The 20,540-nt window shown below is 72.8% G+C and carries 18 protein-coding genes; 9 read left to right on the top strand and 9 right to left on the bottom strand.

Features of this window, described 5'->3' with window-relative positions; all coding sequences use genetic code 11:
- The first annotated feature begins 29 nt into the window (after window positions 1–29).
- Window positions 30–1,211 carry an acetyl-CoA C-acyltransferase family protein gene (locus DPQ23_RS02975; RefSeq protein WP_112873148.1) on the top strand — a complete coding sequence of 394 codons (1,182 nt, stop codon included), beginning with the start codon at window positions 30–32 and terminating at the stop codon, window positions 1,209–1,211.
- Between the two features lie 92 nt (window positions 1,212–1,303).
- Here the strand turns inward: DPQ23_RS02975 and DPQ23_RS02980 are convergent, their stop codons facing one another.
- The 8 genes from DPQ23_RS02980 to DPQ23_RS03015 form a co-directional block, all read right to left on the bottom strand.
- Window positions 1,304–2,740, bottom strand: coding sequence for a glycosyltransferase family 39 protein (locus DPQ23_RS02980; protein WP_112873149.1), 1,437 nt, complete (start codon window positions 2,738–2,740; stop codon window positions 1,304–1,306).
- The gene (locus DPQ23_RS02985) at window positions 2,712–3,020 is read right to left on the bottom strand and encodes a lipid-A-disaccharide synthase N-terminal domain-containing protein (RefSeq protein WP_112873150.1); all 309 of its coding nucleotides are present in this window, start codon (window positions 3,018–3,020) and stop codon (window positions 2,712–2,714) included. The genes DPQ23_RS02980 and DPQ23_RS02985 overlap by 29 nt, the downstream gene beginning before the upstream one ends.
- Window positions 3,017–3,760: a glycosyltransferase family 2 protein gene (locus DPQ23_RS02990; protein WP_112873151.1), complete on the bottom strand. Its 744-nt coding sequence runs from the start codon at window positions 3,758–3,760 to the stop codon at window positions 3,017–3,019. Before DPQ23_RS02990 ends, DPQ23_RS02985 begins: the two co-directional genes overlap by 4 nt.
- Window positions 3,761–4,113: 353 nt before the next feature.
- Window positions 4,114–4,716: a queuosine precursor transporter gene (locus DPQ23_RS02995; protein WP_112873152.1), complete on the bottom strand. Its 603-nt coding sequence runs from the start codon at window positions 4,714–4,716 to the stop codon at window positions 4,114–4,116.
- 96 nt (window positions 4,717–4,812) lie between these two features.
- Entirely contained in the window at window positions 4,813–5,724 is a 912-nt protein-coding gene (locus DPQ23_RS03000; protein WP_112873153.1) for an esterase-like activity of phytase family protein, read from the bottom strand.
- Window positions 5,700–6,560: a penicillin-insensitive murein endopeptidase gene (gene mepA, locus DPQ23_RS03005; protein WP_420818561.1), complete on the bottom strand. Its 861-nt coding sequence runs from the start codon at window positions 6,558–6,560 to the stop codon at window positions 5,700–5,702. Before mepA ends, DPQ23_RS03000 begins: the two co-directional genes overlap by 25 nt.
- Window positions 6,557–7,918, bottom strand: a complete 1,362-nt coding sequence (locus tag DPQ23_RS03010; RefSeq protein WP_112873154.1) for an MFS transporter — start codon at window positions 7,916–7,918, stop codon at window positions 6,557–6,559. Before DPQ23_RS03010 ends, mepA begins: the two co-directional genes overlap by 4 nt.
- 46 nt (window positions 7,919–7,964) lie before the next feature.
- Window positions 7,965–8,540: an acyl-CoA thioesterase gene (locus DPQ23_RS03015; protein ID WP_112873155.1), complete on the bottom strand. Its 576-nt coding sequence runs from the start codon at window positions 8,538–8,540 to the stop codon at window positions 7,965–7,967.
- 307 nt (window positions 8,541–8,847) lie between these two features.
- Here DPQ23_RS03015 and DPQ23_RS03020 point away from each other — a divergent pair, with 307 nt between their 5' ends.
- Together DPQ23_RS03020 and recQ are read left to right on the top strand one after the other, a co-directional pair.
- Window positions 8,848–9,141, top strand: coding sequence for a YggT family protein (locus DPQ23_RS03020; protein ID WP_112873156.1), 294 nt, complete (start codon window positions 8,848–8,850; stop codon window positions 9,139–9,141).
- Window positions 9,141–11,177, top strand: coding sequence for a DNA helicase RecQ (recQ, locus tag DPQ23_RS03025; RefSeq protein ID WP_112873157.1), 2,037 nt, complete (start codon window positions 9,141–9,143; stop codon window positions 11,175–11,177). The genes DPQ23_RS03020 and recQ overlap by 1 nt, the downstream gene beginning before the upstream one ends.
- A 274-nt stretch (window positions 11,178–11,451) precedes the next feature.
- Here recQ and DPQ23_RS03030 read toward each other — a convergent pair whose 3' ends face one another.
- A complete protein-coding gene (locus tag DPQ23_RS03030; RefSeq protein ID WP_162630609.1) occupies window positions 11,452–12,873 on the bottom strand; it encodes a peptidoglycan-binding protein in 1,422 nt (473 codons plus the stop codon).
- A 93-nt stretch (window positions 12,874–12,966) separates the two neighbouring features.
- On the opposite strand from DPQ23_RS03030, the gene DPQ23_RS03035 reads away from it, so the two are divergent.
- The 6 genes from DPQ23_RS03035 to DPQ23_RS03060 all read left to right on the top strand — a co-directional run bounded on the left by DPQ23_RS03035 (window position 12,967) and on the right by DPQ23_RS03060 (window position 20,485).
- The gene (locus DPQ23_RS03035) at window positions 12,967–13,962 is read left to right on the top strand and encodes a glycine--tRNA ligase subunit alpha (protein WP_240602332.1); all 996 of its coding nucleotides are present in this window, start codon (window positions 12,967–12,969) and stop codon (window positions 13,960–13,962) included.
- Entirely contained in the window at window positions 13,959–14,441 is a 483-nt protein-coding gene (locus DPQ23_RS03040; protein WP_112873159.1) for a DUF6446 family protein, read from the top strand. Before DPQ23_RS03035 ends, DPQ23_RS03040 begins: the two co-directional genes overlap by 4 nt.
- Window positions 14,441–16,684 carry a glycine--tRNA ligase subunit beta gene (gene glyS, locus DPQ23_RS03045; protein WP_112873160.1) on the top strand — a complete coding sequence of 748 codons (2,244 nt, stop codon included), beginning with the start codon at window positions 14,441–14,443 and terminating at the stop codon, window positions 16,682–16,684. The genes DPQ23_RS03040 and glyS overlap by 1 nt, the downstream gene beginning before the upstream one ends.
- A 298-nt stretch (window positions 16,685–16,982) precedes the next feature.
- A complete protein-coding gene (gene kynU / locus DPQ23_RS03050) occupies window positions 16,983–18,170 on the top strand; it encodes a kynureninase (protein WP_112873161.1) in 1,188 nt (395 codons plus the stop codon).
- 75 nt (window positions 18,171–18,245) lie between these two features.
- Entirely contained in the window at window positions 18,246–19,373 is a 1,128-nt protein-coding gene (locus DPQ23_RS03055; protein ID WP_240602334.1) for an efflux RND transporter periplasmic adaptor subunit, read from the top strand.
- Window positions 19,370–20,485 (top strand): efflux RND transporter periplasmic adaptor subunit, encoded by a 1,116-nt coding sequence (locus DPQ23_RS03060; protein ID WP_112873163.1) that lies wholly within the window; start codon window positions 19,370–19,372, stop codon window positions 20,483–20,485. The genes DPQ23_RS03055 and DPQ23_RS03060 overlap by 4 nt, the downstream gene beginning before the upstream one ends.
- Window positions 20,486–20,540 lie beyond the last annotated feature (55 nt).

The raw sequence follows: 20,540 nt of genomic DNA on the forward strand, positions 1-20,540 counted from the left end.
AGGGACATTCATCTTGGGGGACTCTTTCCATGGCAGACAACGACATCGTCATCCTGGGCGGCGCGCGGACCGCGATCGGCGCGTTCGGAGGCAGTCTGGCGGGAATCCCGCCCATCGATCTGGCAACCACGGTGGCCAAGGCCGCGATGGAGCGCGCCGGCGTCTCGCCCGAGCAGATCGGGGTGGTGGCCTTTGGCCATGTCATCAACACCGAGCCGCGCGACATGTACCTGGGCCGCGTGGCCATGCTGAACGCCGGCGTGCCCGAAACCACGCCCGCGATGAACGTCAACCGCCTGTGCGGGTCGGGGGCGCAGTCGATCGCCTCGGTCGCGCAGTCGCTGATGCTGGGCGATGCCGACTTCGGTCTGGCGGGCGGGGCCGAAAGCATGAGCCGCGGCCCCTACATCGTCCCCTCGATGCGCCACGGCGCCAAGATGGGCGACCAGCAGGTGCTGGACATGATGGTCGGCGCGCTGACCGACCCGATGGGCACCGGCCACATGGGCGTCACCGCCGAAAACGTCGCGGCCGAGCATCAGGTGTCGCGCGACCAGCAGGATGCGTTCGCGCTGGAAAGCCAGACCCGCGCCGCCCGCGCCATCCAGGAAGGCCGCTTCAAGGAGCAGATCGTTCCGGTTCCGGTCAAGACCCGCAAGGGCACGGTCGACTTCGACACCGACGAGCATCCCAAGTCCACCACGCCCGAGGCGCTGGCGGGGCTGCGCACGGTGTTCAAGAAGGACGGCACCGTGACCGCCGGCAACGCCAGCGGGATCAACGACGGCGCCGCGGCCATCGTGCTGGCGCGCGCCGACGCGGCCGCGCGGGCGGGCCTGACGCCCAAGTTCCGGCTGCTGGGCTATGCCCATGCGGGCGTGCGCCCCGAGGTCATGGGCATCGGCCCGATTCCGGCGGTCGAGAAGCTGATGGAGAAGATCGGCAAGACCACGGACGACTTCGACGTGATCGAAAGCAACGAGGCGTTCGCGGCGCAGGCGCTGGCCGTGAACAAGGGCCTGGGGCTGGACGCGGACAAGGTGAACCCGAACGGCGGCGCCATCGCGCTGGGCCACCCGATCGGCGCGACCGGCACGATCCTGACCATCAAGGCGATGTACGAGCTTGAGCGCACGGGCGGCAAGTCCGCGCTGATCACCATGTGCATCGGCGGCGGCCAGGGCATCGCGCTGGCCATCGAGCGGATCTGACGCCGCCCCCTTGCACGGGCATCCGCCCCGGCCGCCCCCTGGGCGGCCGGGGTTTTTCGTGACGGCGGGGGCGGGTCTGCCGGACGCCCCGCCTAGCGACGCAACCGGTCCAGGCAGTCTGGCGCGACAGCGGCGGTCGCCAGCGCCCGCCCGCCCAGCTCGCCCCGGCCGGGCGGCAGCGCAAGGACCGGGTCCGCGCAGGCGGGCGGATGCGCCACGTCCCCCGCCCACAGCGCGGGACCGGGCTCGTCCCGCAGGGGATAGATCAGGTCGTAATGGCTCGGCTCGGGTCCCCAGGGGGCGGGGACGGTGCGGACGACCGCCGGCCCGCCGGTGGTCGTGGCGCGCAGGACAAGCTGCGCCAGCAGGGCGCGGTCGCTGGCGACGATCAGGCCCGCGCCCTGCTGCGCGGCGCGGTCCAGCACGGCGTCGGCCACCGCCGCGTTGCCGACATAGCGCGCCAGCACGGGCGCGCCGTCGCGCTGCCAGTCCTGCGCGCGGGTCCCGATCACCGGCAGCGCCAGCGCGAGCCCGCCGTTCAGCGCCACCGCCAGCATGGCCAGCCGGGGGCGGGGCGCCAGCAGCGCCGCGACCAGGACCGCGCCCGGCACATAGGCCCCGACCGCCCAGTTCGCATTCGCGCCCGATTGCGCCGCCTGTGCGGCCACGATCGCCAGCGGCGCAGCCGTCAGCGCGACAAGGCCGCGCAGCCCCGTCGGCCAGCGCCGGGCCAGCGCGACCAGCAGCGCGGCAAAGCCCAAGGGGCCGGCGACGGCGAACTGTTCGGCCAGAAACAGACCCGCGCGGCCCAGGTCCAGACCGCCCTGCCAGTCGGCGTTCTGCACCGTGTGCCGGACGGTGGCGAGGTCATGGGTCAGGTTCCACCGGATATTGGGCGCAAACAGCACCAGGGCGACCGCGGCCGCGATGCCCGCCTGGCCCCACGGGCGACGCCAGCGCGGGTCGATCCACGCGGCCACCGCAAGCCCCGGCAGGGCGAACAGCATCGCGTATTTCGACCACATCCCCGCCGCCAGCGCCGCCCCGGCCAGCGCCGCGCCCCACGGACCCGGCGCGCGCAGCCACGCCAGCAGGACCAGCGCCAGCGCCAGCAGCTGCGGGCTGTCGGTGGAGATCAGAATGCTGCCCACCGAGACGGCGGGCAGGGTGGCATAGACCACCCCCGCCAACGCCCCCACCGCGTCCCCCGCCAGCACCCGCCCCACGCCCATGACCGCGACCGCCGCCGCGCCGTGGACCAGCGGCCAGGGCAGGCGGGCCACCCAGGCCGCGTCCGAGCCTGCGATCTCGTTCGCCGCCCGGATCAGCCAGCCGACCAGCGGCGGCTTGGACCAGGCCCCCGCCGCAAGCTCGCGCCCCCACAGCCAGTACTGCGCCTCGTCCACATAGAGTTCCAGGTCCGACGCGGGCAGCCAGGCCAGCCGCCAGGCGGTCAGCGCCAGGATGACGGCCAGCGCCCGCGGCGCGGCCGTCGCCCGCTCAGCCATCGCCGGGGTGACGTTCGGCATGGATCAGCCACAGGTTGCGCGCATAGATGATGGTCCCCAGCGCCTGCCCCGCCATGAACACCGGGTCCCGGCGGTGGACGGCATAGGCCAGCAGCGTCACCCCGCCCGCCAGCGAGAAATACCAGAACGCCACCGGCACCACCGACCGCCTGGCCCGTTCCGAGGCGATCCACTGGATCAGGAACCGCATCATGAACAGCGCCTGGGCGAAAAAGCCGAACAGGACCCACAGCAGTTCGGCCGTGGTATGGACGTTGAAGAAATGCAGCAGTTCGGTCATGGCTCCGCCTTCCGCTCGACGGCGCGCACGGTCTTGCGCCGCCGTATCAGCCAGGCCACCCCGGCCAGATCGGCCACGCCCACAAGCCCGCGCTGCCAGTTGGAATAGTTCGACCGCCCCGCGCGCCGCGCCCGGTGGGACACGTCGATCAGCGCCACCCCCCAGCCGTCGCGCGCAAACAGCGCCGGCAGATAGCGGTGCTGGTGGTTGAAGAACGGCAGCGCCAGATAGGCATCCCGCCGAAAGGCCTTGAGCCCGCAGCCCGTGTCGCGCGTCGTGTCCCCCAGCACGGCCGCGCGCAGGCGGTTGGCCAGCACCGACGCCACCCGCCGCGACGCCGGGTCCTTGCGCCCGACGCGCTGCCCGGCGACCAGCCCCAGGTCGGGCGGTCCCCCCGGCCCCGGGTCGAGCAGCGGCGCCAGCAGCCGCGGCAGTTCCTCCGGGGGGTTCTGGCCGTCGCCGTCCATCGTCGCAATCAGGGGGGCGCGGGCCGCAAGCACGCCGTTGTGGATGGCCGCCGACTGCCCGCCCGTGCGGGGATGGCACAGCAGCCGCAGCCACGGCCGGGCCGCCGCCATGTCCAGGACGATCCGCGCGGTGTCGTCCTCGGACCCGTCATCGACCACGATCACCTCGAACGGGGCCAGCGGGGCCATGGCCGCGGCGACGCCCTCCAGCAGCGGGGCAATGGCGCCGGCCTCGTTCCGGCAGGGGATGACGATGGAACAGCGCGGCGTCATGGGGGGCCTGCAAGGGTCGTGCGGTCGCGTGCGTCTTGCAGGGCCGGCGTGACAGCGATGCGACGGGCGGGCGTGCCGCGCAAGCCCGCGCAGGTCACGGGCGCCGGCCTTCGCCGCCCGGAAACACGGACGGGCCGCCCCAAGGGACGGCCCGCGAGATCATGGGAGATGGTCCGGTTAGGGATGGAATGCATCCGGTCCCAGCCACAGGTTCTGTGCCTCAGGGGATGCCCTCAGGCGGCGGACCCCCCGGCTGTCCCGACTCCGTTCTCCAACATCACTCTCGACACTGGACCACCTCCTTTCGCTGTTGACGCTGCTCGGAAGGGTGCCACAGCCTTGGGGCAAGTCAATCAGTTTTCGACCGGCCCGGACAAGATTTTGCGGATGATGAGGCGGAACGGCACAAGGGCCAGCGCCGCCAGCGCCAGCTTGACCATCCAGTCCGCAAGGGCCAGCGACACCCACAGGGGCGCCGCCGGTCCCTGGCCCAGCAGCGGCAGGATCTCGTTGGCCCAGCCGGTGTTGGCGTCGGCCGGCAGGATCACCGCGAAGGCGATGGCAAAGAACAGCACCGTGTCGACCGCCGAGCCGACCAGCGACGACAGGAAGGGCGCCTGCCACCACGTCCGGCGGCGCAGCGCGTCGAAGATCGCGACGTCCAGCAGCTGCGCGGTGATGAACCCCAGCCCCGAGGCCAGCGCGATCCGCAGCGTGGTCTTGTCCAGCCCGGCCGCGACCAGCGAACAGGCGACCCCCGCGACAAAGCCCGCGACGACGACGCGGCGCGCGGCGGCGGCGCCGTGGACGCGGTTGGTCACGTCGGTGACAAGGAAGGCGATCGGATAGGTCAGCGCGCCCCAGGTCAGCCAGTCGCCCAGCATGAACTGGACCAGGATGTTCGAGGCAAGCACGACGGCGGCCATCGCGAGGACCGCGGGCAACAGCGAACGCATGGATGATTTCCGTTTTACAAGGTGGCGGAAGAACTCGGCCCCGGCGGCGGGACGGGCCGCGTCTAGGACGCCCGGACCCGCTGCGTCAAGCCGCGGTCAGTCGCGGACGCGGTATTCCACCAGTTCCGTGCGCTGGACGAACAGGAAGTTGTCGTCCGAGATCATCGTCAGGCGGATGCCCTGCGCGTCCCGCCAGACCGCCAGTCCCTCGAGGTTGTCGTGGCGCAGAAAGCCTGTCTCGATCAGCACCTCGCCGGCCGACAGGCTGTCGGGCGTCATGTCGAACCGGCGCACCCGGCTGGCAAAGCCCTGCACACCCTTGAAGGCGCGCTCGAGCAGGTAGAGCCGGCCGTCCGGCCCCACGTCCGCGCCCACCGGGACGAACGGCCCCGACCGGGGGATGCGGAACGGCACGGTCCATGCGTCGCCGCTGCGCCGCAGCACGGGAAAGCCGCCGTCCTTGCCCGCCGGCGCGGGCCAGGCCTCGGGGATGGTCAGGATGTCGCCGTCGGGGGTCACGGCCAGTGCCTCCAGCCCGGCGTTGGGGCGCAGGCGCCTGAACTGCGGCGCGGGCGGGATGCGGACGGCGGGGCTGTCGGGGGTGTCGAACCGGGCGATGCGGTCCAGCCCCTCGAAGCTGACGAACAGCCGGCCCTGCGCGTCGATGGCCAGCCCCTCGGCGTCGCCCAGATAGCCCGCGCGCAGCTTGTTGCCGCCGCTGTCCTGCAGCCGCGCGGTGCCGGCGGTGGTCAGGGCGCGGATGCGTCCCTGTCCGTCGCGGTCCACGCTGCCCCAGCGGACCGTGCCGCGGTCCGACAGCGCGGTATAGCGCCCGCCCGCCTCGTCCAGCTCCAGCCCCGAGAACCCGCCGAAATCGGCGTCGCTGCCGCGCCAGACGAAGGTGCCGAGGTAATCGACGGTGGCGGCGGCGGCGGGCAGCGACCCCGCCGCCAGCGCGAGTGCCGCGGCGAGTGCCGCCGCGATCAGCGCCTGACGAGGGCCTGGCATGCGCGCGGCAACTCGCTGAGCCGATAGGTCCGGGGGTGGCGATACTCGGGGTTCGGCGGCGGCGCGGGCGGCGGGTCGATGCGGTCGCGGATCCACTGCGCGGCCTCGTCGCAGCCGTCGCCGGGCGGCGGGGCGGCCTGATCCTCGCAGCCCCGGTTGGTGCAGGCCAGACGGACGTGGAAGTGATAGTCATGGCTGGCGATGGGACGGATCTTGCGCAGATAGCCGCGGTTTCCGCGTTCGGACTGGCACATCATCACCTTGGCGACCGGATCGACGAAGACGCGGGCGACGCGGGGGTCGGACGCCGCTGCCCGCAGCAGCGCATGGTGCGAGGCCGACCACAGCGGGCTGGGCGCCACGCCGCCGCGCGCCACGACCGACTGCGACGACAGGCTTTCGCGCTGGGCCGGCGACAGGCGCAGGCTGGACGGGGGCAGCATCCAGATGTCGGCGTCCAGCCCCATCTGGTGGCTGGCATGGCCGGTCAGCATCGGGCCGCCGCGCGGCTGGCTCATGTCGCCGACATAGATCCCCGGCCAGCCGAAGCGCGTCGCCTGCCGCGACAGGTCGATCAGGAAATCGACCAGTTGCGGATGGCCCCAGTTGCGGTTGCGCGACAGGCGCATCGCCTGCCAGGTCGGGCCGGTTTCCGGCAGTTGCACGCTGCCCGCGGCGCAGCCCCGCGAATAGCCGCCGATCGCCAGCGGCTGGCCGCGGCTGGGCGCCCGCTGGCCGCCGAACACGTCCTTGGCCAGCGGATCGGCCAGCGCGGGCGCTGCGGGAAGGGCCAGCGCCAGCAGCGCGGCGGCCAGGGTCAGGGTCTTGCGGATCACGGTTCGGGCTCTCCCTCTGGGTTGACCCAGCTTAGCAGCGCCAGCGCCAGAAGGAACATCACGATCAGCGGCGAGATGCCGATCCGCTGGCTGTCCGACAGGTCGGTGGCGACCGCGATCAGCAGGGGGGCCAGGAAGGCGGTGGCCTTGCCCGACAGCGCGTAAAGGCCGAACGCCTCGGTCGCGCGGGCCGCGGTGGTGTGGCGCACCATCATGGTGCGGCTGGCCGACTGCAGCGCGCCGCCCGCGCCCCCGATCGCCACGCCGCAGGCCAGAAACAGCGCGTCCGGCAGGCGCGAGCCGGGGTCCAGCGGCAGGCCGAACAGGGATTGCCGGCTCATCCCGACGACCAGGGTGCAGACGGCGATCAGCACGGCGATGGCCACCGCGATCACGGGCCTGGGCCCCCAGCGCCGGTCTGCCCGCCCGCCCAGCCAGCTGATGACGGCGGCGGCGACCGCGCTGACCACGCCGAAGACGCCCGACCAGATCACCGGCCAGCCCAGCACCGTCGCCGCATAGACGCCGCCGAAGGCATAGAGCGCGTTCAGCGCATCGCGCGAGAACATCGACGAGGCCAGCCACGCCGCCAGCGATCGGCGGCGGCGCAGCGACCAGATCAGCCGGCCCAGGTCGGCCGCGACCCGGCGGGCCCGGAACGGGGTGCCGGTGCCCGCAGGCTCGCGCACCCACAAAAAGAACGGGATCATGAAGACCGCGTACCAGATCGCGGTGAACGGGCCGACAAAGCGCGTGCCCTCGCGCGCGCTTGCGTCCAGCCCAAGCGCGGGCGGGTTGCCCAGCAGCGTCAGGCCCGTCGTGCGGCTTTCGGCAAAGAACGCCAGCATGACGACCAGCGCCACCACGCCCCCCAGATAGCCGAAGGCGAAGCCGGTTCCCGAAATCCGCCCCATCTCGGCCCGCGTGCCCAGCGAGGGCATCAGCGCGTTGGTGAAGATGGTGGCGAACTCCATCCCGATCAGGCCGATGCCGAACAGCACCAGCGCCTGGGTCAGCGCGCCGCCGTCGGGGGTCAGGGTCCACAGCCCCGCGCTGCCCACGACATACAGCGCCGAGAACAGCCAGATCCACGGCATCCGCCGCTCCGTGGTGTCGGCCACCGCCCCCAGCACGGGGGCCAGCACCGCGATCGCGATGCCGGTCAGCGACAGCGCATAGCCCCACATCGCCTGCGCCTGCGCGCCCGCGTGGACGGCGTCCGCCGCGCCCAGCATGGCAAAGCGGTGCTGCGCCACCTCGGCGAAGTAGATCGAGAAGATGAAGGTCAGCAGCAGCGTGCTGTAGGGCTGGCTGGCCCAGTCGAAGAACCACCAGCCCCAGATCCGCCTGCGGTCCATGCCACCCCCGGTCCCCTTGATCGCGGCGCATAAGGCACCGGGCGGGTCAGGCTGGCAAGTCGTCGGTTCGGTCATCCCCAAGGTCGCCGATCCGGGGCGGCCAGGGGCGGCGGGCGTCGGCCTCGACCCAGGCCAGGACCCAGTCGGGCAGGGGCGGGCTGGCCTCGGGGTGGCCCATCGCGGCCATGAAGTCGGCGGGCGGCACGATGCCCGCGCGCTGCCCGCCGACGATCGCCACGCGCAGCAGCATGTGGTTGGCGCAGTCGCCGCGGGTCCACATCGACTGCTCCATATACAGGAACCGCTCGTCCCAGCCCAGCATGCGCGAGACCTGCGTGAACCGCTGCATCGCCCGGATGCGGCGGCGATAGCGAACCGAGTTGCCCGCCACCGTGAAGCCCCAGCCCCGGGCCCGCAGCGTGTCGGTGATGCCCAGCCGGATCGCCATCGGAATCCGGCCCAGGTCGTACAGCGTCAGGGTGCGGCCGTTGTTCAGCTCGATCCAGGGGTCGAGGTCCCAGGGCCAGCAGCGATGGGTCGAGACGTGGATGCCCAGCGGCGGCAGGCGCGGCGCGCGGCGCGCGGCCACCACCTCTCGGGCAAAGCGGATCAGCGGATACATGGGCGCCCCCTGGACAGTGCGGACCTGCGCCGGGGCTAGGACGGCCTGCCGCGGGCGTCAACCGTGACGGGGCGTGACGGGCGGCGGGGCGGGACGGCCCCGCCACGCCGCACGGGTCGTGCCCCCCGGCGTGGGTCGCCCGCCCGCAGAGCGCTTCGCCGGCCGTCCAGCACCGCCCGCGCGCGTGCCGGGCCAGTGTGCCGCCAGTGTGCCGCCGGTCTCTTGCGCGGCGTTGCGATGCGGCGCGCCTTGCGCCGGCAGGCGCTCTCGCCTACCTGATGCCCACCCTTTCGGAGGCGAGGCCGCGATGACGACGCTTTTTCAGGCGCTGATGCTGATCCTGGACGTGATCTGGTTCATCATGATCGCCCACATCATCATGTCGTGGCTGATCAACTTTCAGGTGCTGAACCTGCGCCAGCCGCTGGTCGCGCAGGTCTGGGACGGGCTGTCGCGGCTGCTCGAGCCGCTGTATCGACCCATCCGCAACATCCTGCCCGACATGGGCGGGCTGGACCTGGCGCCGCTGGTGGTGTTCATCGGTATCGTCATCCTGCAACGGGCGCTGGCGAACAACGCCGGGTTCTTCCTGGGCTATTGATGGCGGACCCGCAGGCGGCCGACCTGCTGCGGCGGGTCTGGGGCTTCGACGCGTTCCGCCCCGGCCAGCAGGAGATCGTGGAGGCCGTGGCCGCCGGCCGCGACGTGCTGGCCATCATGCCGACCGGCGGGGGCAAGTCGCTGTGCTATCAGCTGCCCGCCCTGATGCGGGACGGCGTGACGGTCGTCATCTCGCCGCTGATCGCGCTGATGCGCGACCAGGTCCGCAGCCTGCGCGCCGCCGGTGTCGCCGCCGGCGCGCTGACCAGCGGCAACACCGACGACGAGACGCGCGAGGTCTTCGACGCGCTGGCCGCCGGCACGCTCAAGATCCTCTACATGGCGCCCGAGCGCCTGGCCTCGGGCGGCACGCTGCCCCTGCTGCGGCGCGCGGGCGTGACCGCCCTGGCCGTGGACGAGGCGCATTGCGTCAGCCAGTGGGGCCACGACTTCCGCCCCGACTATCTGCGCGTGGGCGAGATGAAGCGCGCGCTGGGCGTGCCGCTGGCGGCCTTCACCGCGACGGCGGACGCCGAGACGCGCGAGGAGATCGTGGCGCGTCTGTTCGAGGGCGCGCGCCCTGCGGCGTTCCTGCGCGGCTTCGACCGGCCCAACATCCACCTGGCCTTTCAGCCCAAGGACGGGCCACGCCGCCAGATCATGGAGTTCGCCGCCGCCCGGCGCGGCCAGTCCGGCATCCTGTACTGCGCGACCCGCGCCCGGACCGAGACGCTGGAGGCGGCGCTGAACGAGGCGGGCATCCCGGCCGCGGCCTATCACGGCGGCATGGAGGCCGAGCGGCGGCGCGAGGTCGAGGGCCGCTTCCAGCGCGAGGACGGGCTGGTGGTGGTGGCGACCGTGGCCTTTGGCATGGGCATCGACAAGCCCGACATCCGCTGGGTGGCCCATTCCGACCTGCCCAAGTCGATCGAGTCCTATTACCAGGAGATCGGCCGCGCGGGCCGCGACGGAGCGCCTGCGGAAACGCTGACGCTGTATGGCCCCGACGACATCCGCCTGCGCCGCACCCAGATCGACGAGGGGCTGGCCCCGCCCGACCGCAAGGAGGCCGACCACGCCCGGCTGAACGCGCTGCTGGGGCTGGCCGAGGCCGCGGCCTGCCGGCGCCAGGTGCTGCTGGGTTATTTCGGCGAGACGGCCGAGCCGTGCGGCAACTGCGACCTGTGCGACACCCCGCCCGAGGTCTTCGACGCGACCCAGCCGGTGCGGATGGCGCTGTCGGCGGTGCTGCGGACGGGCGAGTGGTTCGGCCAGGGCCACATCATCGACGTGCTGACCGGCACCGTGACCGACAAGGTCACGCAGCGCGGCCACGACCAGTTGCCGACCTTTGGCGTGGGCCGCGCCACGCCCAAGGGCGAATGGCAGGCGATCCTGCGCCAGATGCTGGGCCGCGACCTGATCCGCCCCGACCCCGAACGCCACGGCGGGCTGCGGATCACCGCGGCCGCGCACCCGGTCCTGCGCGGCGAGGCGGCGGTGATCCTGCGCCGCGACCTGGTCCGCAAGGCGCGTCCCGCCACCGTCGTCAGGACCCAGGTGGACGAGGAGGACGCGCCCCTGCTGTCGGCGCTGAAGGCCAAGCGGCGCGAGCTGGCCGAGGCGGCGCGGGTGCCCGCCTATGTGATCTTTCCCGACCGCACGCTGATCGAGATGGCGCAGGCCCGGCCGCGCACGCTGGACGACATGGCGCGGATCGGGGGCGTGGGCGCGAAAAAGCTCGACAGCTTCGGCGCGGCCTTCCTGTCGGTGATCGCAGGCGAGGTCGCGCCCATGCACCCCGCCCGCCGCGCGCTGGCCGGGCGACCCGAAGGCGCGCTGTTCGACCGGCTGGACGCCGCTCAGCGGCGGCTGGCACGCGGCGAGGACGGCACCGAAAAGCCGCTGTCGGTCGGCAACGCCACGCTGCGGCGCATCGCGCAGGACCGCCCGCGCGACCTGTCGCGCTATCTGGATGCGCCCCGGCTGGACCGGTTCGGCCCCGCGTTCGCCGTCGAGATCGCCGAACCCGGCTGACGGACGGGACAGGCCCGTGCCGCGGCGATCCGGGGGCGCGGTGCGGCCGTTTCCTTGCGCCCTGACCGACAGCCGGGAGTCCTGCCGGACGGCGCCCTTAGCCTTCGGTGGCCTGCTGCATCGAATCCGGGCGTCGTGCGTCCGCGCCGGTCGGCACGCCCGCACGGATGATGCGGCCAAGGCCGTCCATCCCGCCGCCGCCAAATGCACGGCCTGCGGGCGCGCCGCGTTTGCCGCGGTCGAGAGTCCCGCGCACAGGACGCACCCGGGGTCGTCAGTCCGCGCCCGCCGCCGGCTGCGTCGCATCCGCCGGGATCGTGTCCAAGCCGTTCGTTGCCGCGGCGGGCGCGGCTTGGCCGTCCGCAGGGGGGGCGGGGCTGCGCGCAAAGCTGTCGCTCAGCTCGGCCGCGACGCGCGGCTGGTCCTCGGCATCGGCCAGCGGCCAGATCAGCACAAAGCCTTCGGCGCGCCCGTCCGCGACCCGCGCCTCGGCCTGGCCGATGTGGGTCGCGTTCTGGCCGCGCAGCACGGCGCGGCCCGGCGTCACCATGCGCTCGGGCGCGGGCACCCAGCCCAGCGCGGTGACAAGGCCGGTGAAGTCCAGCATCTCCTGCTGGCCGCCCGGCGCCGACCACAGGATCAGCGCGGCGCCCGAGCCGTCGCGCGGGCCATAGATCGACAGTCCCTGCTCGGTCCGGTCGAAGATCAGCCGGTCCATCGGCGCAGTGACCGACAGGCCGCTGGCCGCGTCGTCCAGCCGGGTCAGGCCCATCTGGTCGCGCCAGGCCGCGCGTCGTGCGATCAGCGCGGCCATGGCCGTGCCCGCGTCGGGGGCGGCGCGCTGGGCCATGATCTCGGCCGCGATGGCGTCGCGCGTCCGCGGCCCGTCCTTGCCGTCGATCGCGCCGTCGTAAAGCCCGGCCCAGCGCAGCGCGCGCTGGACTTGGTCCAGCGGCGGCAGGGGCGCGTTCCCGGGCGGCGGCAGGTCGGGGGCGCGGCCCGCATCGGCGACCGGACCCAGGCGGTCCGCGCCTGCGACGAAGGCATCATCCGCGGCGCGGCCCGCCGCCTGCATCGCATCCAGCCAGGCGGCAGCCGTGTCGCGCGCCATCGGCCCCAGCGCCACGGCGAACCAGCCGTCGGGCAGGGCGTAAAGCCCGGCCTCGGGGAAATCCTTGCGCCAGTCGGCCAGCGCCGCGTCCGCCTCGGCCCGCGTGGCCAGGGCCTGCAGGCGAATATAGTCGCCGGGCGCGGGCTGGTCGGGGGCAGGTTGGTCGGCTGTGGGCTGGCCGGCTGTGGGCTGGTCGGGGGCGCCGGCCTGCGGCTGGGCGGCGGTGGGGTCGGCCGACGGATCGGGCGCGGGCGCGGCGTCCGGCTGCCCCGTGGCCGCCGTCGGGGACGCAGGTGTCAGCGCGTCGGGCACGGGGCCAAGGAAGCTGTCGCCCGGCACGCGGCCCGCGCCCTTCAGCGCCTCGAGCCTGGCCTGCGCCTCGGCGCGCTCCATCGGGCCCAGCGCGATGGCGGTCCACCCCTCGTTCAGCGCAAACGTCACCACGTCGGGAAACTGCGCCGCCCAGCGGGCGGCGGCCTCGGCTGCGGCGCCGGCGTCGCGCTTGGCCTCAAGCCGCAGGACGACGGGCTCGGCCAGCGCCAGCCCCGGCAGAAACATCGCGATCAGAAAAGCCCAAGCTCGCATCCGCGCCCCGTTCGTGACCCGTCATTGACCCGGTCAGACCCGCCCCCTAGAAGGCGCCTGACATTCGCGTCAGTTATGCGAAAGGACGCTGGAATGACCAGCCCCCAGACCGATCAGGGCGCCGGCATCGCCGATGCGGGCGCGCGGGCCACGCCCGGCGCGAACGGCCCGCGCTGTTTCCAGGACGTGATCCTGCGCCTGCAATCCTATTGGGCCGCGACCGGCTGCGCCGTGCTGCAACCCTATGACATGGAGGTGGGCGCCGGCACCTTCCACCCGGCGACCACCCTGCGGTCCCTGGGCACCCGCCCCTGGGCCGCGGCCTATGTCCAGCCCTCGCGCCGCCCGACGGACGGGCGCTATGGCGAGAACCCGAACCGCCTGCAGCATTACTATCAGTATCAGGTCATCATCAAACCCTCGCCCCCGGACCTGCAGGACCTGTATCTGGGCAGCCTGCGGGCGATCGGGCTGGACCCCCTGATCCACGACGTCCGCTTTGTCGAGGACGACTGGGAATCGCCCACGCTGGGCGCCTGGGGCCTGGGGTGGGAGGTCTGGTGCGACGGGATGGAGGTCAGCCAGTTCACCTATTTCCAGCAGGTCGGCGGCCACGACTGCCGCCCCGTCTCGGGCGAGCTGACCTATGGGCTCGAACGGCTGGCGATGTACGTGCTGGGCGTGGAACACGTCATGGACATGCCCTTCAACGCCCCCGACAGCCCGATCCCGCTGACCTATGGCGACGTCTTCCGCCAGACGGAACGCGAATACAGCCGCTGGAACTTCGAGGTGGCCGACACCGACATGCTGCTGGCGCACTTCAGGGACGCCGAGGCGGAATGCGCCCGCATCCTTCAGGCGCCTGCGGAAGACAGCGCCGGGCGGCGCATCCCGATGGCGCACCCGGCCTATGACCAGGCGATCAAGGCCAGCCACATCTTCAACCTGCTGGACGCGCGCGGCGTCATCTCGGTCACGGAACGCCAGGCCTATATCGGCCGCGTGCGCGCGCTGGCCAAGGCCTGCGCCGACCTGTTCGTGACGACCGAGGCCGCGACCGGCACAACCCCGGGGGACGTCGCATGACATCGGGCAAGATCATGGTGTCGATGCTGGTGCTGGTCTCGCTGCTGGCGGGAATGGCGGTCTGGTATCTGCAGGTCTACGGCTTCTACGAGGAGGTGGACGAGATCACCGGCGCGGGGCAGATCGTCGTCACGGACGCGGCCGGGGCCACGCATCCGGTCGCGATCGAGGGGTTCCGCGCCATCGACGCCTCGTCCTCGCCCATCCGCTATCGCGCCTGCTTCACGCTGGACCCCGCGCAGGTCGCCCAGGCTGCCCCCTATCCCGCCGCGACGCCGCTGAACGGGCCGAACTGGTTCCAGTGCTATTCGGCGCGCGCGCTGACGGCCGACCTGGAAAGCGGGGCCGCAAAGGCGGTGCTGGGGCAGGCCGAGGTGCGCCCCGACGTGGACCGGGTGATCGTCGTCTATCCCGACGGCCGGGCCTTTGCCTGGCACCAGTTCAACGACAAGACCCCGGAACGAAAGGTCATGGACTGATGCCCGACCTGCTGATCGAGCTGTTCTCCGAGGAGATCCCGGCGCGCATGCAGTCGCGCGCGCGCGAGGACCTGCGGCGCCTGATCACCGACGGTCTGGTCGAGGCCGGGCTGACCTATCGGTCCGCCAATGCCCTGTCCACGCCGCGCCGGCTGGCGCTGGCGGTCGAGGGGCTGACCGCGCAATCCCGCCCCGTGCGCGAGGAGCGCAAGGGGCCGAGGACGGACGCGCCCGCGGGGGCCATCGAGGGCTTCCTGCGGTCCACCGGCTTGACGCTGGAGCAGCTGGAACGCCGGGCCGAGAAAAAGGGCGAGGTCTTCTTCGCCGTCATCGAACGGCCCGGCCGCGGCGCGCCCGAGATCGTGGCCGAGGTGCTGGAGGCCGCGATCCGCGACTTTCCCTGGCCCAAGTCGATGCGCTGGGGGTCGGGGCCGCTGCGCTGGGTCCGCCCGCTGCATTCGATCATCGCCATCCTGTCGGACGAGGCGGGTGCGCAGGTCGTGCCGCTGACCGTGGACGGCATCACGGCCGGCGACACGACGCGCGGCCACCGGTTCATGGCGCCAGACGCCTTCCGCGTGACGGGCTTTGACGATTACGCCGCCAAGCTGCGCCGCGCCCGCGTGATGCTGGACCCCGCCGAGCGCGACTCCGCGATCCGGCAGGAGGCCGCGACCCGCGCCTTTGCCCGCGGGTGGGAGATCGTGGCGGACGAGGGGCTGATGGCCGAGCTGGCCGGGCTGGTCGAATGGCCCGTGCCGCTGATGGGGGTGATCGAGGACCGCTTCCTCGACCTGCCGCCCGAGGTGCTGCAGACCTCGATGAAGGCGCACCAGAAGTTCCTGTCGGCCCGCAACCCCAGGACGGGCCGGATCGAGGGCTTTGTCACGGTGGCCAACATCGAGACGCCCGACGACGGCGCGACGATCCTGGCCGGCAACCAGCGCGTCCTGGCCGCCCGCCTGTCGGACGCCGCCTTCTTCTGGGAGAACGACCTGCGCGAGGCGCGGTCGGGGATGGAGACGTGGAAGAAGGGGCTGGAGGCCGTGACCTTCCACGCCAAGCTCGGCTCGCAAGCCGACCGGGTGGAGCGGATCGCGGCGCTCGCCCGCGAGATTGCGCCCGCCGTGGGGGCGGACCCCGATCAGGCCGAGCAGGCGGCAAGGGTTGCCAAGCTGGACCTGCGGTCGGCCATGGTCGGCGAGTTCCCCGAGTTGCAAGGCACGATGGGCCGCTATTACGCGCAGGCCGCCGGGTTGCCGGACGCGGTCGCGGACGCCGCCCGCGACCACTATTCGCCGCTGGGGCCGTCGGACGAGGTGCCCAGCGCGCCTATGTCGGTCGCCGTGGCGCTGGCCGACAAGCTGGACACGCTGACCGGCTTCTGGGCGATCGACGAGAAGCCGACCGGGAGCAAAGATCCCTTTGCGCTGCGGCGCGCGGCGCTGGGGGTGATCCGGCTGGTGCTGGGGAATAAGCTGCGCTTAGTGCTGAATGACGTCTTTTTCTCATCGCTTCCTGCAAATGCTAAGTCAGCGCTGTCCGTGCTGTCGGCTGATGCCTCGGCGACAAGAGAAAAATATGCGTCGCTCTCAAAAATCCCAGCGGCGCAGTTGTTGCACAACGAACTGATTGCTGCCCTCTTCGAGGAGGCAGAGAAAGCCGAACCGGAGTCAAAAACGGTTCTTATCGCGGCGTATGATCCAGAGATTGTAGCCGCCGACCTCCTCGCCTTCCTCCATGACCGCCTCAAGGTCCATCTCCGCGATCAGGGCATCCGCCATGACGTGATCGACGCGGTGCTGGCGATGCCGGGCAGCGACGACCTGACGCTGGTGGTCAACCGCGCCACCGCGCTGAACGCGATGCTGGGGACCGGGGACGGGCCGAACCTGCTGCAGGGGCTCAAGCGCGCCGCCAACATCCTCGCGCAGGCCGAGGAGAAGGACGGCGTCGAATATTCCTTCGGCGCGGACCCGAAATTCGCGGACACCGACGAGGAACGCGCGCTGTTCGCCGCGCTCGACGCGGCCGAGCCGAAGATTTCCGCCGCCATGCGGGCCGAGGACTTCCCCGCCGCCATGGCGGCCATCGCCGCCCTGCGCGCGCCCATCGACGCCTTTTTCGAGGCGGTGCAGGTCAACACCGACAACCAGATCCTCCGCCGCAACCGCCTGAACCTGCTGTCGCGCATCCGCGGGGCGGGCCGCCTGATCGCGGATTTCGGAAAGATCGAGGGGTAAGGCCGGGGACAGGTCCCGAGGGCCGTTCCTGTCCCCCCCGCCGGCCGCCCGGCCCCTTGCGCCGCCGCACGGGGGCTGTCTGCCCCCGCGAGGCCTTCGGCCTCTTCCCCCGAGGATATTTCAGGCCGCCCGAGGCCTTTTCGGGCGGGTTCAGGGATCACGGAGGTGTCCAGGCGCGCGGACGGGCCGGGCGGATAGCCGGCGGCGAAGGCCGCGGCAGGCACCCGGGGGGACGGCGGCGAAGGCCCACCTTGCAGCCGCCGCCTGCGCTGCTAGCCTTTGGCGAAAGGGGACCGCCATGACCGACTTTGCCGCCACCCGCCGCGCCTTTCACCTGCCCGACGGGATCACCTATCTGGACGGCAACTCGCTGGGCCCGATGCCGCGCCATGCCGCCGACCGCGTGGCGGCGATGATGCGGGACGAGTGGGCCGGGATGCTGATCACCGGCTGGAACCGCGCCGGCTGGTATGACCAGCCGCGCCGCGTGGGCGACCGGATCGCGCGGCTGATCGGTGCGGGCGAGGGGCAGGTCGTCATGGGCGACACGCTGTCGATCAAGGTCTTTCAGGCGCTGTCCGCCGCGCTGGCCCTGCGTCCCGGCCGCCGGGTGATCCTGTCGGACAGCGGCAACTTCCCCTCGGACCTGTATGTCGCGCAGGGGCTGGCCCGCATGACCGGGGCCGAGCTGCGCGTCGTGGCGCCCGAGGATGTGGCGGCGGCGATCACCCCCGATCTGGCCGTCCTGATGCTGACCGAGGTGGATTACCGCACCGGCCGGCGCCACGACATGGCCGGCCTGACCGCTGCCGCGCAGGGGGCGGGGGCGCTGACGGTCTGGGATCTGGCCCATTCGGCGGGCGCGGTGGACGTGGACCTGCTGGGCGCGGGGGCCGATTTCGCGGTCGGCTGCACCTACAAGTACCTGAACGGCGGGCCGGGCGCGCCGGCGTTCATCTGGGTCAACCCCCGCCACGCCGACGCGGCGCAACCTGTCCTGCAGGGCTGGATGGGCCATGCGGCGCCCTTTGCGTTCGACCCCGCCTATGCCCCCGCGCCGGGGATCGAGCGGATGCGCGTCGGCACGCCGCCGGTCATCGCGCTGGCCGCGCTGGAGGCGGCGCTGGACGTGTGGGAGGGCGTGGACATGGCCGCGCTGCGCGCGCGCTCGGTGGCGCTGACACAGGCCTTCATCGCCGGCGTCCGGTCCGCCTGCCCGGAGGTGGTGCTGGCCAGCCCCGGCGATCCGGCCCTGCGCGGGTCGCAGGTCAGCCTGCGCCATCCGCAGGCTTACGCCGTCATGCAGGCGCTGATCGACCGCGGCGTGATCGGCGATTTCCGCGCCCCGGACCTGCTGCGCTTCGGCTTTGCGCCGCTGTTCAACGGGCCGGACGACGTGGACCGCGCCGTCGCCACGCTGGCCGCGATCCTGCGCGAGGGCTCGTGGGACCAGCCCCGGTTCCACCAGCGGGCGGCCGTCACGTAAAATCCTCACCTCAATGTGCTTTCCATTGCCAGCCGGGGCCGGCAATAGAACAGCCATTCAAAGGACAGGCAGCTCGTGCGGCAGACTTCCTCGACAGGCCCCCGGTCGCTTGCGACCGTTATCCTGATGGCGCTGGCCGTCCTTGCCGTGCTGGTCAAGGCCGCGCCCGCGCAGAGGCCCGATGCACCGGGTTCCGGCGCGTCCCGGACTGCCGCGCCGCTGGCGGTCGAATTCGTGGCCGTGGCGCGCCGGCCGCTGACCTTCGACATGGCGCTGACCGGGACCATCGCGGCGCGCGACAGCATCGCCCTGTCGTTTCCCCAGGGCGGCAAGATCATCCAGGTGCTGGTCGATGCCGGCGACCGCGTGCGCGAGGGCCAGGTGCTGGCGCGGCTGGACCCCGTCCAGCAGCAACAGGCGCTGGCGGCCGCCCAGGCCTCGCTGGGCGCGGCGCTGGCCTCGCTGGAGCAGGCGCAGCAGGCGGCCACCCGCTCGGACGAGATGCTGCGGCGGGGCGTGGGCACCGCCGCAGCCCGCGACGACGCGCGCCGCGCCCTGTCGGCCGCCGAGGGCGAGGCGGAGCGCGCCCGCATCGCCGTCGATCAGGCGTCCCGCGCCCGCGAGGACACCGAGCTGAGGGCCCCCCAAGCGGCGGTCGTGACCGTCCGGTCGGGCGAGCCGGGCCAGATCGTCGGCCCCGCGCAGGACGTGTTGCAGGTGGCTGCGCTGACCGGCCTCGAGGCGGTGTTCCAGGCCCCCGACGGCCCCGATCTTGACGCCGCGATGGGCGCGGCCGTCATGTTGCACCCCCTGGACCGGCCCGGCACCACCCTGACGGCGACGGTCAGCGAGATCGCGCCGCTGGTCGATCCGGCGACCGGGGCAGTCACCGTCCGCGCGACGATCCCCGGCCCCACCGACACCTCGCTGCTGGGCGCAGCGGTGCGGGGCAGCGTGCGCCTGCCGGTCGGGACCGGCATCGTGGTCCCCTGGACGGCGCTGACCGTGACCGGGGACCAGCCCGCGGTGTGGCGGGTCGGCCCGGACGGCCGGGCGACGCTGACGCCGGTCACGGTCGAGCGGTTCCAGACCGAGGTGGTGATCCTGCAATCGGGCGTCGAGCCGGGCGATACCGTCGTGGGCGAGGGGTCGCAGATGATGTTTCCCGGCCGGCGCGTCACCGCGGGGCAGGTGCGGCCATGACCCGCGTGGGCTGCCATGCGGCGCGGCTGCTGATCGCCGGCGCGCTGGCGCTGGCCTTGGCCAGTCCCCTCGCCGCGCTGACCCTGCCCTGGGACACGGCCAAGGCGCCCGCGCCCCAGGCGCCGCCGCGCCCCGTCGTGACCGAGATCGTGACCGACATGGCCGCGCAGGTCCGCAGCATCCCCGGCATCATCGTCGCGCGGTCGCAGGTGGACATGGCGTTCCGCACCTTGGGCCGCATCGTCGAACGCGACGTGGACATCGGCGACCGGGTGCGGCGGGGGGCGCTGCTGGCCCGCCTCGACGGCGAGACCCTGGACGGCAACGTCCGCGCGGCCGAGGCGGCGGTGTCGGCGGCCGAGGTGAACCTGTCCACCGCACGCAGCACCGCCGAGCGCACGCGCGCGCTGGCCGAACGCAACGTCGCCTCGCGCGCGCAGCTGGAACAGGCCGAGCAGGGCCTTGCCGCCGCCGAGGCCGCGATGGCCGAGGCCCGGTCGCAACTGGTCCGGGCCAGCGACGCGCAAGGCTTTGCCGAGATGCGCGCGCCCATCGACGGGGTCGTCAGCGAGGTCTTTGCCAGCAAGGGCGCGGTCATCGCTGCGGGCGAGCCGGTGCTGACCCTGTCGGGCGAGGACGGGCTGGAGGCGAGGATCGACGTAAGCGAGGCGCAGCGCGCCATGGGGGTGAGGATCGGGACCGCGTTCCTGGTCAGCCGCGCCGCCGCCGATGCCGCGCCGGTGCGCGCGGTCGTGCACCGGGTCGAACCGGTCGCCGATGCCCAGACGCGCACCCGCCGGGTCCACCTGACCCTGGCGGACGCGCGCGGCTTTCGGCTGGGCACGCTGATCCGCGCGGTGCGGGCCGACGGCAACGCCGAGGTGCTGACCGTGCCCGCCGCGGCCATCGTGGGCGGCGACGCCCCGGCGGTGTGGGTCGTCGCCCGCACCGATGCGGGCCGGGTCGTCACCCGCCGCGCCATCGCCACCGGCGAGGGCTGGGCCGACCGCGTCGTGGTGACGGCGGGCCTTGCGGCCGGCGACGAGGTCGTGATCCGCGGGGTCAACTCGCTGGCCGAGGGGCAGGCGGTGGGCCGCCGGGTCGATCCATGATGCGCCCGCGCGCCTGTCCGTCCCGCCCCCGGGCCGCCACCTCCCCCACCGACGC

The organism is Paracoccus endophyticus (genome assembly GCF_003286075.1).
Classification (GTDB): domain Bacteria; phylum Pseudomonadota; class Alphaproteobacteria; order Rhodobacterales; family Rhodobacteraceae; genus Paracoccus; species Paracoccus endophyticus.

What these genes read in the sequence shown, in the direction of transcription:
- DPQ23_RS02990 (WP_112873151.1), bottom strand. Translation starts at nt 3,760, where the DNA reads ATGACGCCGCGCTGTTCCATCGTCATCCCCTGCCGGAACGAGGCCGGC.
- DPQ23_RS02980 (WP_112873149.1), bottom strand. Translation starts at nt 2,740, where the DNA reads ATGCCGAACGTCACCCCGGCGATGGCTGAGCGGGCGACGGCCGCGCCG.
- kynU (WP_112873161.1), top strand. Translation starts at nt 16,983, where the DNA reads ATGACCGACTTTGCCGCCACCCGCCGCGCCTTTCACCTGCCCGACGGG.
- DPQ23_RS03035 (WP_240602332.1), top strand. Translation starts at nt 12,967, where the DNA reads ATGACCAGCCCCCAGACCGATCAGGGCGCCGGCATCGCCGATGCGGGC.
- recQ (WP_112873157.1), top strand. Translation starts at nt 9,141, where the DNA reads ATGGCGGACCCGCAGGCGGCCGACCTGCTGCGGCGGGTCTGGGGCTTC.
- DPQ23_RS03000 (WP_112873153.1), bottom strand. Translation starts at nt 5,724, where the DNA reads ATGCCAGGCCCTCGTCAGGCGCTGATCGCGGCGGCACTCGCCGCGGCA.
- DPQ23_RS03010 (WP_112873154.1), bottom strand. Translation starts at nt 7,918, where the DNA reads ATGGACCGCAGGCGGATCTGGGGCTGGTGGTTCTTCGACTGGGCCAGC.
- DPQ23_RS02975 (WP_112873148.1), top strand. Translation starts at nt 30, where the DNA reads ATGGCAGACAACGACATCGTCATCCTGGGCGGCGCGCGGACCGCGATC.
- DPQ23_RS02995 (WP_112873152.1), bottom strand. Translation starts at nt 4,716, where the DNA reads ATGCGTTCGCTGTTGCCCGCGGTCCTCGCGATGGCCGCCGTCGTGCTT.
- DPQ23_RS03040 (WP_112873159.1), top strand. Translation starts at nt 13,959, where the DNA reads ATGACATCGGGCAAGATCATGGTGTCGATGCTGGTGCTGGTCTCGCTG.
- DPQ23_RS03015 (WP_112873155.1), bottom strand. Translation starts at nt 8,540, where the DNA reads ATGTATCCGCTGATCCGCTTTGCCCGAGAGGTGGTGGCCGCGCGCCGC.
- DPQ23_RS03030 (WP_162630609.1), bottom strand. Translation starts at nt 12,873, where the DNA reads ATGCGAGCTTGGGCTTTTCTGATCGCGATGTTTCTGCCGGGGCTGGCG.
- glyS (WP_112873160.1), top strand. Translation starts at nt 14,441, where the DNA reads ATGCCCGACCTGCTGATCGAGCTGTTCTCCGAGGAGATCCCGGCGCGC.
- DPQ23_RS03020 (WP_112873156.1), top strand. Translation starts at nt 8,848, where the DNA reads ATGACGACGCTTTTTCAGGCGCTGATGCTGATCCTGGACGTGATCTGG.
- DPQ23_RS03060 (WP_112873163.1), top strand. Translation starts at nt 19,370, where the DNA reads ATGACCCGCGTGGGCTGCCATGCGGCGCGGCTGCTGATCGCCGGCGCG.
- DPQ23_RS02985 (WP_112873150.1), bottom strand. Translation starts at nt 3,020, where the DNA reads ATGACCGAACTGCTGCATTTCTTCAACGTCCATACCACGGCCGAACTG.